General features: G+C 32.8%; 13 protein-coding genes and 2 tRNA genes. 5 read left to right on the top strand and 10 right to left on the bottom strand.

Going from position 1 to position 14,381, the window contains the following annotated elements; all coding sequences use genetic code 11:
• Positions 1 to 17: 17 nt before the first annotated feature.
• From AQ1689_RS07710 to AQ1689_RS07685, 6 genes are all read right to left on the bottom strand, one after another.
• Positions 18 to 1,160 carry a beta-ketoacyl synthase N-terminal-like domain-containing protein gene (locus AQ1689_RS07710; protein ID WP_101955711.1) on the bottom strand — a complete coding sequence of 381 codons (1,143 nt, stop codon included), beginning with the start codon at positions 1,158 to 1,160 and terminating at the stop codon, positions 18 to 20.
• Positions 1,161 to 1,214: 54 nt separating this feature from the next.
• Positions 1,215 to 2,480: an adenosylmethionine--8-amino-7-oxononanoate transaminase gene (gene bioA / locus AQ1689_RS07705; protein WP_101955710.1), complete on the bottom strand. Its 1,266-nt coding sequence runs from the start codon at positions 2,478 to 2,480 to the stop codon at positions 1,215 to 1,217.
• Between the two features lie 4 nt (positions 2,481 to 2,484).
• Positions 2,485 to 3,105, bottom strand: coding sequence for a dethiobiotin synthase (bioD, locus tag AQ1689_RS07700; RefSeq protein ID WP_101955709.1), 621 nt, complete (start codon positions 3,103 to 3,105; stop codon positions 2,485 to 2,487).
• A 17-nt stretch (positions 3,106 to 3,122) separates the two neighbouring features.
• Complete coding sequence (locus tag AQ1689_RS07695; RefSeq protein WP_101955708.1) at positions 3,123 to 4,256, bottom strand: aminotransferase class I/II-fold pyridoxal phosphate-dependent enzyme; 1,134 nt, start codon at positions 4,254 to 4,256, stop codon at positions 3,123 to 3,125.
• Positions 4,257 to 4,310: 54 nt separating this feature from the next.
• Positions 4,311 to 4,384, bottom strand: a tRNA-Asn gene (locus AQ1689_RS07690).
• Between the two features lie 67 nt (positions 4,385 to 4,451).
• Positions 4,452 to 4,525: transfer RNA gene (locus AQ1689_RS07685), tRNA-Asn, on the bottom strand.
• 254 nt (positions 4,526 to 4,779) lie between these two features.
• On the opposite strand from AQ1689_RS07685, the gene AQ1689_RS07680 reads away from it, so the two are divergent.
• Together AQ1689_RS07680 and odhB are read left to right on the top strand one after the other, a co-directional pair.
• Positions 4,780 to 7,533, top strand: coding sequence for a 2-oxoglutarate dehydrogenase E1 component (locus AQ1689_RS07680; RefSeq protein ID WP_256444631.1), 2,754 nt, complete (start codon positions 4,780 to 4,782; stop codon positions 7,531 to 7,533).
• Between the two features lie 121 nt (positions 7,534 to 7,654).
• On the top strand, positions 7,655 to 8,866 hold the full coding sequence (odhB, locus tag AQ1689_RS07675) for a 2-oxoglutarate dehydrogenase complex dihydrolipoyllysine-residue succinyltransferase (protein WP_180947556.1): 1,212 nt from the start codon (positions 7,655 to 7,657) through the stop codon (positions 8,864 to 8,866).
• 69 nt (positions 8,867 to 8,935) lie between these two features.
• Here the strand turns inward: odhB and AQ1689_RS07670 are convergent, their stop codons facing one another.
• The 4 genes from AQ1689_RS07670 to AQ1689_RS07655 form a co-directional block, all read right to left on the bottom strand.
• Positions 8,936 to 10,312: an aldehyde dehydrogenase gene (locus AQ1689_RS07670; protein ID WP_101955706.1), complete on the bottom strand. Its 1,377-nt coding sequence runs from the start codon at positions 10,310 to 10,312 to the stop codon at positions 8,936 to 8,938.
• A 63-nt stretch (positions 10,313 to 10,375) separates the two neighbouring features.
• Positions 10,376 to 11,062: an RluA family pseudouridine synthase gene (locus tag AQ1689_RS07665; RefSeq protein ID WP_101955705.1), complete on the bottom strand. Its 687-nt coding sequence runs from the start codon at positions 11,060 to 11,062 to the stop codon at positions 10,376 to 10,378.
• 34 nt (positions 11,063 to 11,096) lie between these two features.
• Positions 11,097 to 11,708 (bottom strand): ribosome biogenesis GTP-binding protein YihA/YsxC, encoded by a 612-nt coding sequence (gene yihA / locus AQ1689_RS07660; RefSeq protein WP_101955704.1) that lies wholly within the window; start codon positions 11,706 to 11,708, stop codon positions 11,097 to 11,099.
• Between the two features lie 17 nt (positions 11,709 to 11,725).
• Positions 11,726 to 12,490: an alpha/beta fold hydrolase gene (locus AQ1689_RS07655; protein WP_058884176.1), complete on the bottom strand. Its 765-nt coding sequence runs from the start codon at positions 12,488 to 12,490 to the stop codon at positions 11,726 to 11,728.
• A gap of 203 nt (positions 12,491 to 12,693) precedes the next feature.
• Between AQ1689_RS07655 and mraZ the strand changes: the two genes are divergently transcribed.
• Genes mraZ through AQ1689_RS07640 form a run of 3 tightly spaced genes read left to right on the top strand, consistent with a single transcriptional unit; the run spans position 12,694 to position 14,373 of the window.
• Positions 12,694 to 13,164, top strand: coding sequence for a division/cell wall cluster transcriptional repressor MraZ (gene mraZ, locus AQ1689_RS07650; RefSeq protein WP_101914612.1), 471 nt, complete (start codon positions 12,694 to 12,696; stop codon positions 13,162 to 13,164).
• Entirely contained in the window at positions 13,151 to 14,047 is an 897-nt protein-coding gene (rsmH, locus tag AQ1689_RS07645) for a 16S rRNA (cytosine(1402)-N(4))-methyltransferase RsmH (protein WP_101914585.1), read from the top strand. Before mraZ ends, rsmH begins: the two co-directional genes overlap by 14 nt.
• Positions 14,047 to 14,373 carry an FtsL-like putative cell division protein gene (locus tag AQ1689_RS07640; protein WP_058884179.1) on the top strand — a complete coding sequence of 109 codons (327 nt, stop codon included), beginning with the start codon at positions 14,047 to 14,049 and terminating at the stop codon, positions 14,371 to 14,373. Before rsmH ends, AQ1689_RS07640 begins: the two co-directional genes overlap by 1 nt.
• Positions 14,374 to 14,381 lie beyond the last annotated feature (8 nt).

Below are 14,381 nucleotides of genomic sequence, written 5' to 3'. Positions count from 1 at the left end.
TTTTTATTTTAAATAGTTTATTTCGATAGTAAAACAGAAACAGCATTACCACCAAAACCAACAGCATTAACTAAAATATATTTTATTTTCTTCGGATGATTTTGTTTTTCAGCAAACGGAACTTCAATCACTTTCTGATGTTGCAACATTAATATTGCTAACTCTAAACTAAGTAATCCAGAAGTACCAAAAGTATGCCCAACTTTCCATTTATTGGTGGTTAAAAAAGGTTTTTTATCGCCAAAAACTTCTTGAATCGCATTAATTTCCGATTGATCGCCTCTAATAGTTCCAGGTGCGTGCATTACAATAACGTCAATATCATCTGTAGAAATATCAGCTAAAGCCATTTTCATAGATTTTTGAAAACAGTCAGCATTTGCAGTAACAGAGGTATTGTGTTTTAAAACTTCGGTAGCAAAACCGATGCCTTTAATAAGGGCAATTGCATTTTCTTTGATACCTTTTTCTAAACAAAAAACCGCCGATGCTTCACCCAAAACCATGGTATTTCTTTTTTTATCTAAATCAAAAGCTTTACACGGATATTGGTCATTTTCTTTCGAATACACTTTTAAAGCCTGCATTTGTGCAAAGGTAAAATCGGTCAAAGAAGCTTCACTTGCACCAATCATAAATTTTTCTGACATCCCCGATTGCAACCAAGCAATTCCGTTTAATAACGAATGCAAACCCGTCGAACAGGTAATAGAATGCGAAATTTCAGGACCGTTTGATTGTAAATCGTGCGCAATCCACGATGAAATATTTCCTAAAGTAGTGGTTGGCGAACTTAAAGTTGATGATTTTCCTGTTTCTAAAAATTCTTTATGATATTTTTCAAACAAAGAAGTCGCACCTCTTGACGAACCAATATTTATTCCAAAATTATCTTCAGATGTCCAGTTATTTTTTTCGATAGCTTTTCTTGCTACAAAAATGGTGTATAAAACCGAATCGTCTAAGTTTTTATATTTAGTATCGGAATTTCGAATTTCTTGAATCGCAATTTTATCATCAGAAGTTAATCTTCCTGCCCAAATATCATTTTCTTGCGATAAGAAATGATGGTCGTTTAAATAGTTCTCCCAAATTTGCGCAGGCTTACTTCCCAAAGGAGAAACCGAGGCAAAAGAGGTGATAGAAATAGCTTGTTTCAATACGTTTAATTTTGGACAAAAGTAACAGTAAAAATCAGAAGTAATGAAAGTTTTTTAGAAGATATCTAAAACCTTTTCAATAGTAGTATATACTTTTTTTAGTTGTTTTTCGGTAATTACATAAGGTGGCTGAATGTAAATGGTATTTCCTAGCGGGCGTAAAAAAACACCATCTTCCATAAAATATTTTAATAATTCATCGCGTAAACTTCCGTAACGATTGGCATTTGTTTTTAAACCGATCGCTAAAATAACACCTTTACAGCGCGTTGAAGCTACTTTTGAATGTTGCTTAATTTTATCTTCAAACACTTTATGAGCATTTGAAATAAACTCAATACTATCTTGAATTTCTTTAGTTTGCAATAATTCAATACTTGCCAAAGCTGCACTACAAGCAATCGGATTTGCAGAATAGGTATGACAGTGAAAAAATCCTTTGGCAATATCATTGCTTAAAAAAGTACTGTAAATTTCTTCGGTACACGAAGTAATTGCCATCGGCACTAATCCGCCAGTTAAAGCTTTACTTAGGCAAATAATATCGGGTTTTGTGGCAATTTCATCCGAAGCAAAATTGTTCCCTGTTTTACCAAAACCTGTCATTACTTCATCAGCAATTGTTAAAATATTTTTATTTTTAAGATATTTTAAAATTTCATTTAAATCGGCAGCTTTATGAATTTTCATTCCCGCAGCGCCTTGCACTAAAGGTTCGTAAATAAAACCTGCAATATCATTTTGAGAAATTATTTCTTTTAATTGCGATAAAATTTCATCATTATTTTTGCCATCAGGAACAGGAATACGTTTAATATCCATTAAAAAATCTTCAAAAGGACCATTGTAAGCCGATAAGCCAGAAACCGACATTGCGCCAAAAGTATCGCCATGAAAACCGTTTTCGAAAGCAATAAAAGTACTTCGTTTTTCGCCTTTATTAAAGTAATATTGCAACGCCATTTTAATCGAAGCTTCAACTGCCGTTGAGCCATTATCGTTAAAAAAGATTCTATTTTGATTTTTAGGAAGAATTTTAATCAGTTCTTCGGATAATTTTACAGCAGGTTCGTGCGTGAAATCACTAAACATTATTTGATCTAATGTTTGCATTTGTTGGTAAACACGGCTGGTAATAAAATCGTTACAATGCCCAAACATACAAGTGTACCACGATGAAATCGCATCAATATATTCATTGCCTTTTTCATCGGTTAAAATACATCCTTTTGCTTTTACAATTCCTAAGCTATCAGGGTGTGTTTGATGTTGTTTTAACGGATGCCATAAATGTTTTTTATCTCTTTCTTGTAGTGTCATTGGTTTATAGGTTGATTAAATTTTCTCTAAAAATATCGGCATATTCTTTAATTACACTTTTATCAAAATAAGGTTCTTCATCAATTCGACCAATTACAGGAACACCTGTCATCTTTTTGATTATTTCTTCCGTGGTTTTATGTTCATCTCCAGAAAAAAGAATGGAAACATCAAAACCTTTATTTTTCAATAAATTTACGGTTAATAAAGTGTGATTAATACTTCCCAAATAATGACGAGAAACCACAATTACTTTATAAGTTGGTTTGATAATATTTAAAATAGTATCGGTATTATTTAAAGGAACAAAAAGTCCGCCAGCTCCTTCAATAACTAAGTTTTCGTTATCAGTTTTTGGTTCGATAATTTTAGCTAAATCAATAACAATATTGTCTTTTTCGGCGGATGCGTGTGGACTCATCGGTGTTTTTAACGCATACGAATTTGGGTGGATTATTGTTTTTTTATTAGAAATAAATTTCTTGATTTTATGAGAATCAGAATCATCTAATTCACCAGCTTGTATAGGTTTCCAATAATCAGCTTCTAATGCTTCGGTAAATATTGCCGAGGCAACTGTTTTTCCTACTTCTGTAGAAATTCCTGTAATAAAATATGTAGCCATTTAAAAGGATTTTTATTTTAAACAAAAGTAGCAAGATGTTCTAAAACAGCAGTGATTTCTTCAAAAGAATTATAAGAATGTAAGCAAAAACGCAACCTCTCTTCTCCTTTATTTACTGTGGGCGATAAAATTGCTTTTACATCAAATCCTTTTTCTTGCAATTTTTTTGAAATTGCTTTTACATTTTCATTTCCCGAAATAATACAACAATGAATTGCTGAATTACTTGCTATAAAATGAAGCTGTAATCTGTTGATTTCTTGTTTGAAAAATAAAATATTTTCTTGAAGATTTTCTGTTGCTTTACTGCTGATTAATTCGGAATATGCAAATTTTATAGTTGCCAAACTATGTGGCGATAATCCTGTGGTGTAAATAAAACTTCTTGAGAAATTGACTAAATATTGCTTTAATTCTTTACTTGTTAAAATAACCGCTCCGTGGCAACCCATTGCTTTTCCGAAGGTGATTATTCTAGCAAAAACGGCATTTTCTATGTTTAATTCTTGTACTAATCCTTTATTGAAAACTCCAACAGCATGTGCTTCATCAATAATAAAATGGACATTATTTTTTTGGATGATTTCAGACATTGCTATTAAATCAGGAGCATCACCATCCATAGAAAAAACAGCTTCTGTTACTACATAAATTTCAGCATCGTTTTTTAAGCGATGTTTGCTGATTTTCTTCTCTAAATCATCTAAATTATTATGTTTGAATTTAAAAGATTGCGCATTCGATAACTGAATTCCATCACGAATAGAAGCGTGGATAAATTCATCATATAAAATAATATCGCCGCGTTGAGGTACTGATGAGAAAAAACCAATATTAGCATCGTACCCCGAATTAAAAATTAACGCTTCTTCGGTGTTATGAAATTCAGCCAGTTCTTTTTCGATACTATTATATAAAGGATGATTTCCTGAAAGTAGGCGAGAACCTGTTGCGCCATTTTGTAAAATGTTGTTATCAACTAAAAACTGATGTGTTTTATTAAAAATCACTTCCGATTTTGCAAAACCTAGATAATCATTCGAAGAAAAATCAATTAAAATAGGGGTGTTATTTACTTGGTCAAGTGTTCTTAATGCTTGATTTTTAGTTCGAACAAGTAATTTGGCACTGAGTTTTTTTGGGAATTGCATATTGTGTAAAAATAAAAAAGACTTACACGTAAATGTAAGTCTTTTCTTTTAAAGCTCCTCCTTTAGGACTCGAACCTAAGACCCTCTGATTAACAGTCAGATGCTCTAACCAACTGAGCTAAGGAGGAATGTTCATATAGAACAAAATATGTGTTGTAACTATTAAGAAAGTTACAGTTTCCTATGTTTAATTTGCTCCTCCTTTAGGACTCGAACCTAAGACCCTCTGATTAACAGTCAGATGCTCTAACCAACTGAGCTAAGGAGGAATTTAAAAACAAACGTCTTTAATTGCGAGTGCAAATTTAAGACCTTTTTTTATATCTACAAATTTTTTTTGATAAAAAATTAAATAAATTTCACTATTTATTGATTTAGTGCTGTTTATCAGTTTATTACGGTATTGGTGTTTAGAATTTAAAATAGGACTGCTTATTTGTTTAAAAAAATAAACGTATCAAATTAAGCGTAAAATAAAGTTTAGTTTTTAGTAAAAGTTGTATTTTTGTATCGATTATTCTTATTGACAGAAAAGCATAGTAAAAAAAATATGGACAAGTTTTCGTTCTTGAACGCAGCACATACAGGTTTTATAAGTGATTTATATGAACAATATCAAAAAAATCCAGACAGGGTAGAACCAAGTTGGCGGAGTTTTTTTCAGGGTTATGACCTAGCCAATGAAGATTATTCGTTAACTGATCAGGAGGTTTCGGTAGAAGTACCCGACTCAGTCCGCAAAGAGTTTTTGGTAATTGATTTAATAAACGGTTACCGCACACGAGGGCACTTGTTTACTAAAACAAACCCAGTTCGTGATCGTAGAAAATACACACCATCATTAGACATTGAAACCTTCGGATTAAACAAAACTGATTTAGCAACGGTTTTTAATGCAGGTGATATTTTAGGTATAGGTTCAACAACCTTAACTGAAATAATTAAACACTTAAAAGCAATTTTTTGTGAAAGTATTGGGGTGGAATACATGTATTTACGTAACCCTGATGAATTAAACTGGTGGCAAACTCGTTTGAATAAAAACGATAACCAGTCTAATTATGATGTAGAAGCAAAAAAATACATTTTAACAAAATTAAACCAAGCATCAACTTTTGAAAGTTTTTTACAAACAAAATATGTTGGGCAGAAACGTTTTTCTGTAGAAGGTGGTGAAACATTAATTCCTGGAGTTAGTGTAGCACTTCGTGATGCTGCCGAGAAATACGGCGTAGAAGAATGTGTATTAGGAATGGCACATCGTGGTCGTCTAAATACCTTGGTAAACATCTTTAAAAAACCAGTTCGTGATTTATTCAGTGAATTTGAAGGGAAAGATTTTGAAGATCAAGATATTGACGGTGATGTAAAGTATCACTTAGGTTTAACCCTAAGTAAAGCCTACAAAGGCGGTCAGAAAATGAAGATGAATTTAGTACCAAATCCATCGCATTTAGAAACCGTAGCTGCTGTTGCCGAAGGAATTGTTCGTGCAAAAGTAGATTTAGATTACAAAGGAGACAATAGTAAAATATTACCTATAATAGTACATGGAGATGCCGCAATTGCAGGGCAAGGAATTGTATATGAAATGGCGCAAATGATGACCTTAAACGGTTATAAAACAGGCGGAACAATTCATGTGGTTGTAAACAATCAAGTAGGTTTTACGACCAATTATTTAGATGCCCGTTCGAGTACCTATTGTACCGATGTTGCAAAGGTAACTTTATCGCCAGTATTACACGTAAATGCTGATGATGCCGAAGCGGTTTGTCATGCAATGGAAATGGCTGTTGAATATCGAATGAAATTCAAAAAAGACATTTATATTGATTTATTAGGATATCGTAAATATGGGCATAATGAAGGTGATGAGCCTCGTTTTACACAGCCTGATTTATATAAAGCAATTTCTAAGCATAAAAATGCCAAAGAAATATATGCCGAAAAATTAATATCAGAAGGAAGTATTTCTGCGGATTATGTAAAAGAAATTACCGACGAATTTAAAGCACATTTAGAAGTCGAATTTACAGAATCGAAGAAGAAAACAACCTCTAAGATACAAGAATTCATGCCAGAGGTATGGGATGGGTTTGTACGCAAGCAACTACAAGACATGCTACAATCAACAGATACTACGTATTCAGTTGAAGCATTAAAAGATATCGCAGAAGTAATTTCAACAACGCCACAAGGACATAAGTTTGTTCGTAAAGCGGAGCGTATTTTACAAGGGCGTAAAAAAATGGTTTTTGAAGAAAACCTATTAGATTGGGGAACGGCAGAAAACTTAGCCTACGGAACTTTACTAGAAGAAGGATTTAATATCCGTATTTCAGGAGAAGATGTAGAAAGAGGAACTTTCTCGCACCGTCATGCAATTATGCGTGATGAAGAAACTTTAGAGCGTGTTAATTTATTAAACACTAACACCAAGAATAAAGGAGAAATGACAATTTATAATTCTCATTTATCGGAATATGGTGTTTTAGGTTTTGACTACGGATATGCTATGGCAGCGCCAAATACCTTAACTATTTGGGAAGCTCAGTTTGGTGATTTTGCCAACGGAGCACAAATTGTATTTGATCAATATGTTTGTTCAGCCGAATCAAAATGGAAACTACAAAACGGTTTGGTAATGTTATTACCTCACGGATATGAAGGGCAAGGACCTGAGCATTCATCTGGTAGAATAGAACGTTTCTTACAGTCTTCAGCAACTGATAACTGGACAATTGCAAATTGTTCAACACCTGCAAATATGTATCATATTTTGCGTCGTCAAATGAAGCGTGAATTTAGAAAACCTTTAGTTGTTTTTACTCCTAAAAGTTTATTACGTTTACCAAAAGCAGTAAATACTATTGAAGATTTAGCAAACGGAACTTTCCAAGAAGTTATTGATGACACTATTGATACAGCTAACGTTAAAAAAATGGTTTTTTGTACAGGTAAGTTTTATTATGACATGTTAGAAGAACGTGAAAAGTTAAATAGAAATGATGTTGCTTTAATTAGAATAGAACAATTATTTCCATTACATAATGATAAAATTAAAGAAGTAATGGATAAGTATCCGAATGTAACTCGTTATGTTTGGGCACAAGAAGAACCTAAAAATATGGGGTCTTGGAGTTTTATGTTAGAGCGTTTTGACTTGGCTAAATTAGAATGTGCATCAAGAGGTTATCATTCAGCACCAGCTGCAGGTTCAAGTACACGTTATAAACAACGTCATCAAAAAGTATTAGATAAGGTTTTTGATTAAAAAATTTTAGAAAAGAGATACTTATAACGTTTAATATTATATTAAGCGTTTAAGCTTAACTAGTTAAGCTTAATATTGAAAAAAAGAAATAAAATAATTCAGATATAAAAAGTTAGAACTGATGGTTTTAGAAATGAAAGTTCCTTCTCCGGGGGAATCAATTACAGAAGTAGAAATAGCAACGTGGTTAGTTGAAGATGGTGATTATGTTGAAAAAGATCAGCCAATTGCCGAAGTAGACTCTGACAAAGCAACGTTAGAATTACCTGCGGAAGAAAGCGGAATTATCACTTTAAAAGCAGAAGAAGGAGATGCGGTAGAAGTTGGTGCAGTAGTATGTCTTATTGATATGAGTGCAGCAAAACCAACAGGTGAATCTTCATCTGAAACAAAAACAACTGAAGCTCCTAAGGTAGAAGCTCCTAAAGCAGTTGAAGCTAAGGCTACAACATATGCTACAGGAACTGCTTCTCCAGCAGCTAAAAAAGTTTTAGCTGAAAAAGGAATTCCTGCTGGCTCTGTAAAAGGAACAGGAAAAGATGGTCGTGTAACTAAAGAAGATGCTGTAAAAGCTGTACCTTCTATGGGAACGCAACCTACAAACGGTTCTCGTGGAACTGAACGTAAAAAAATGTCAATGTTGCGTAGAAAAGTAGCGCAACGTTTGGTAGCTGTAAAAAGCGAAACTGCAATGTTAACTACGTTTAACGAAGTAAACATGCAGCCAATTTTTGATTTACGTAAAGAATATAAAGAAGACTTTAAAGCAAAGCACGGAGTAGGATTAGGATTTATGTCTTTTTTCACTTTAGCAGTTGTTAGAGCTTTAGAATTATATCCTGATGTAAACTCTATGATTGATGGAGATTACCAAATTAAAAATGAATTTCAAGATATTTCTATTGCAGTTTCTGGTCCTAAAGGATTAATGGTTCCTGTAATTAGAAATGCTGAAGATTTATCTTTTAGAGGTGTTGAAAGCGAAGTAAAACGTTTAGCATTACGTGCTAGAGATGGACAAATTACTGTTGATGAAATGACTGGTGGAACATTTACTATTACAAATGGTGGTGTTTTTGGTTCTATGTTATCAACTCCAATCTTAAATCCTCCACAAAGTGGAATTTTAGGAATGCACAACATTGTAAACAGACCAATGGCTGTTAATGGTGAAGTAGTAATTCAACCAATTATGTATGTTGCATTATCTTATGACCATAGAGTTGTTGATGGTCGTGAATCTGTTGGATTCTTAGTAGCTGTTAAAGAAGCTTTAGAAAATCCAATGGAGTTATTAATGGATAACAATCCTAAGAAAGCTTTAGAAATGTAAATTAAGTTTTATATATATTAAAAAATCCCAAGTTTTATACTTGGGATTTTTTTTGGGTTAAAAGAAGTGTTAAGAACCTATTTTTAGTAACATTTTTAATTGTTTTAACTTGCCTTTATAAGGAGCGTATCGCACGGGAATATCTAGCCAATTGGCTCTTTTAATGATTCCTTTTTGATGCGAAAAAGTGTTAAAAGTTTGTTTTCCGTGATAATTTCCAATACCACTTTCGCCAACGCCACCAAAGGGTAAACGATGATTGGCAAAATGAACCATAGTATCGTTAATTGTACCGCCACCAAAAGAATATCTTGCAATTATTTTTTTAGCAAAATGATTGCGTGTTGTAAAAACATATAAGGCTAAAGGTTTTTCATATTTAAAAATAATAGCGTCTAAATCAGTTTCTTTTTCGTACGAAATTAATGGAAATATAGGACCAAATATCTCCTCTTTCATAACTTCACTATCTAAGCTTGGCTCGTTAATTAGTGTTGGCGCAATATATTTTTCTTGCCTGTTAGTTTGTCCGCCAATTAGGCAATTTTCATCTTTTAAAAGCAGGGCTAACCGATCAAAATTACGGGTGTTTATAATCCGTGGAAAATCTGTCGAATTTTGAGGGTTTTCGGTATAAGCATTTATTATTTCTTGCTTAAAATGTTTTATAAAATCTTCTTTAACTGATTGATGAATTAATAAATAATCAGGCGCAATACAGGTTTGTCCAGCGTTGATAAATTTCCCCCAAACTAAGCGCTTTGCTGCTAGTGGAATATTGGCAGTTTGATCAATAATACAAGGGCTTTTTCCACCGAGTTCTAAAGTGATTGGTGTAAGATGTTCTGCCGCTGCTTTTGCTACAATTTTACCCACGGGAACACTTCCTGTAAAAAAAATATAATCCCAGCGTTGGGCTAATAATTTTTGTGAAATAGCCACGCCACCTTGAATAACCGCTACATGATTTTTATCAAAAACAGCATTTATAATTTCTTGGGTAATTTTACTTACGTTTGGTGTTAATTCTGAAGGTTTTAAAACAACGGTATTTCCTGCTGAAACAGCTCCTACAAGTGGCGCAAAAGCTAATTGATGTGGATAATTCCAAGGAGCAATAATTAAGGTTGTTCCGTAGGGTTCTTTATATATTTTTGCTGATGAAGGAAAGTTTAAGAGCGATGGTAAAACTCGTTTTGGTTTGCTCCAAGAATGGCAATTTTTAATCGCCATTTTTAATTCAGCTAAAACAATGGAGGTTTCAGTTAGTACTGCTTCGTATTCTGATTTTTTAAAATCATTATACAAAGCTTTAATAATATCATTTTCTCTTTTGATAAGTTCTTTCTGAAGCTTTTTTAAGGCATTTATTCTGAATGAAATATCTTTGGTTTGCTGTGTTGCAAAAAAGTTTTTTTGCGCTTGTATTAATTCAGGAATATTCATTGTTAGAATTTGTTTAAAGATACAAATTTAACTGATTATTCAAGTTATTTAAAGATTTTAGGTTTATGAACAAGAGTCCCAAATTGGGTCTTTTGGCGTTGGCGCTGTAACTTTGATAAGTTCTTTATTTACAGGATGAATAAATTCAATTTTGCGAGCATGTAAATGAATACCTCCGTCTTTGTTACTTCTTTTAGAACCGTATTTTAAATCACCTTTTATGATACAACCGATGTTTGATAATTGTACTCGAATTTGATGATGACGACCTGTTTCTAAATCAATTTCTAATAAAGAATAATTGTCTAAATTTTTAAGTGTTTTATAATGAAGAATGGCTTTTTTACTGCCGTCAATTTCCTTCGGATATGACGTAGATTTGTTATTCTTCGGGTTTTTCTTTAAAAAACTAATAAGAGTGTCGGCTGTTTTTTCGGGTTGCTCTTTCACAACCGCCCAATAGGTTTTTTTGATAACTTTATCACGCAACATTTTATTCAAACGCTCTAAGGCTTTTGAGGTACGGGCGTAAATAACAACGCCCGATGTTGGTCTGTCTAATCGGTGAACTGTACCTAAATAAACAGCACCAGGTTTGTCGTATTTTTCTTTAATATATTCTTTAACAACATCAGAAAGCGGTTTGTCGCCCGTTTTATCACCCTGAACAATATCACCAGCTCTTTTATTGATAATCATTAAGTGATTATCTTCATGTAAAACCTGTAAATTGTTTTTGGTAGAGTGCATTTTTTTTGATGTATGGAAATATGATTGCTGTAAATTATTCGAAATCTTTAAGAACCGTTTCATTCGTGCTTTCTAAGAAAGCTAAAAATTCATCACGCCCTAAGCCTGTTTCCGAAGAAGTAAGAAAAGAAGTAGGAAGTATTTCCCAATGTTTTAATAATTTCTTTTTGTAGTTGGCTATTTGGTTGTTTATTTTAGAAGAACCTAATTTATCGGCTTTTGTAAAAACGATACCAAAAGGAATTTGATTTTCACCTAAAAATTGCATAAATTCTAAGTCAATCTTTTGCGGATCGTGGCGAGAATCGATTAAAACAAATGTAAAAACAAGTTGTTCTCTTTCTTTGAAATAGTTTTCAATAAAAAATTGAAAAATAGTTCTTTTCTTTTTAGAAATTTGAGCATAACCATACCCTGGTAAATCGACTAAAAACCATTCTTCGTTTATTTTGAAGTGATTTATTAGTTGTGTTTTTCCTGGTTTACCAGAAGTTTTGGCTAAATCTTTACGTTGCATCAACATGTTGATTAACGAAGATTTACCCACATTTGAGCGACCTATAAAAGCGTATTCAGGAATTCTATCCTTTGGGGCTTTCATAACATTACTGTTGCTCATTACAAAATCTGCAGATCTTATTTTCATAAATATAAGTTGTGCTGTTATATATTTCTTTTAGAAAGCCAAGCTTCTAAAATTTCATTAAATTCTTTAGGAGTTTCCATCATTGCTGCGTGTCCACATTTATCAATCCAAAATAAATCTGAATCTGGTAATTTTTTGTGGAAATCTTCTGCTGCCTCTGGTGGTGTTACACCATCTTGTTTACCCCAAATAAGACAGGTTGGTTGGTGCATGTTTGGCAAATCATTTGCCATATTATGACGGATCGCACTTTTAGCAATAGACAAGGTTTTTAATGCCTTAATTCGGTCATTTACAATGTCATAAATACCATCAACGAGTTCTTTTGTTGCTATTTCAGGGTCGTAAAAAACCTCTCTAGCTTTGTTTTCAATATACTGGTAATTACCTCTTTTAGGGTAACTATCTCCCATTGATTTTTCATATAAACCAGAACTACCTGTTAACACAATTGCTGCTACATCTTCAGGGTAACACTTTGTGTAATATAAAGCGATATGACCACCCAATGAATTTCCTAAAAGAACCACGTCTTTTAGTCCTTTATATTCAATAAAATCATGAACATAATCCGCTAAATTTTTTACGTTTGTTTTTAGTAAAGGTAGTGTGTATAAAGGAAGTTCAGGTATTAAAACCCGATATCCTTTTTTAGAAAAATGTTTAAATGTTTCATCGAAATTACTTAACGCTCCCATTAAACCATGTAGTACGATTAGCGTCCTTCCTTCTCCTGCTTCAGCATATGTAAAACCGCCTTCTTTCTTTAAAAAATCACCCATTAATTTATCCGTTTGACTTAACCACAAATGTAGTTCTTTTTTGTGATATTTTCAGTTTTATTATAGGGGGCTTCTTGTAGGTGTTAAAAGGGCTAGTAATCAGTTTTTTAAATGGTCTGTTAAAACTTATGAACAAAGTGGAGCAAAGTGGTAAGAAGTGGTATTTTTTTTTTATTTTTGATGCAAACTACAGAATTTTAAAATTGATAAATTTAACCGGAACATATCAATGTAAAATAGATGCTAAAGGTAGGCTAATGTTGTCATCAGTATTCAAAAAGCAACTCTTTGCAGTGTTAAAAAATGGGTTTATTATTAAAAGGTCTGTATTTCAGCCTTGCTTGGAGTTATATCCAATGGAAGAATGGAATTTAGTAATGCAAAAAATTCACAAATTAAATAGGTTTGTGAAAAAAAATAATGATTTTATCCGAAGGTTTACCGCTGGTGTAAAAACACTAGAAATAGATGCTTCAGGAAGGTTGTTAATACCAAAAGATTTGTGCTTGTTTGCAGGTGTTGAAAAGCAGGTAGTGCTTTGTTCAGCTGTTAATATCATTGAAATTTGGGACAAGGAAAGATACGAAAAAGTAATTGATGACGCTGTTGTTGATTTTGCTGATTTGGCAGAAGAAATAATGGGAAATATAGAAGATGTAGATGAATTATCATAGTCCAGTTTTGTTAAAGGAAAGTGTCGATGCTCTTAATATTAAAGAGGATGGAGTGTATGTAGATGTAACTTTTGGTGGCGGTGGTCATTCAAAAGAAATATTAAGTAGGTTGGGCGAAAATGGAAGGCTGTTTGCTTTTGATCAAGATCCTGATGCTGCACAAAATGTAATAGACGATAGTCGTTTTGTTTTAATAGGTGAAAATTTTAGATTTATTTCTAGATTTTTGCGTTTTTATGGTATTCGAAAAGTAGATGGTATTTTAGCCGATTTAGGCGTGTCTTCTCATCAGTTTGATGAAGCTGATAGAGGTTTTTCTACTCGTTTTGATGCTGATTTAGATATGAGAATGGATCAGAAATCTGATTTATCTGCTAAAAAAATTATCAACAAATATAGCGAAGAGCGTTTGGCGGATATTTTGTTTTTATATGGCGAATTAAGAAATGCCAGAATGTTAGCTAAAAAAATTGTAGAGGCTAGGAAAGAAGAAGCAATTGATACGAGTTTTCAGTTGAAAGAGGTATTAAAAGAATTTCTTCCTGAAGCGAAAGAACATAAAATATTAGCGCAAATATTTCAAGCTGTTAGAATTGAAGTAAATCAAGAACTAGAGGTTTTAAAAGAACTTTTAGAGCAAATGCCTGGTTTGTTAAACGAGCAAGGTAGGTTAAGTATTATTTCATATCATTCACTAGAAGACCGATTGGTAAAACGTTTTATAAGAACAGGGTTGTTTGTTGGTGAGCCAGAAAAAGATTTTTATGGGAATTTTACGGTTCCTTTGAAAAAAATAGGCAAGTTAATTATACCGACTTGGGAGGAAATAAAAGTAAATAATAGAGCGCGAAGTGCCAAACTTCGAATAGCAACACTAAAATAATGTCAAAAGTAAAGGAGGGAATTTACGATGTTTTACGAGGGCGATTTTTAACAGATGATAATTCGTTTAATAATTGGGGTATCTTAATTTTTGTAGTGAGTTTACTATTAATTATGATATCGAGTTCTCACCGTTTAGATGCCAAAGTAGTGAAAATAGCAAAACTAAATAGGAAAAAAAGAGAGCTCAGAGCCGAAGATTTTGATACCAGTACAGAGCTAACTAAAATGAGGTTAGAAAGTAGTATTCGAACAAAAGTAAAGTCAAAAGGCTTGTTTCCGGCAAAAAATCCGCCTCAAAAAATAAAAGTAACAACTAAAAAATAATAGATTAA

The sequence above is a fragment of the Tenacibaculum finnmarkense genome, assembly GCF_900239185.1.
GTDB classification, from domain to species: Bacteria; Bacteroidota; Bacteroidia; order Flavobacteriales; family Flavobacteriaceae; genus Polaribacter; species Polaribacter finnmarkensis.
The sequence above is the reverse complement of the archived record's forward strand: the minus strand, read 5'-3'. Positions and strand labels throughout refer to the sequence as shown.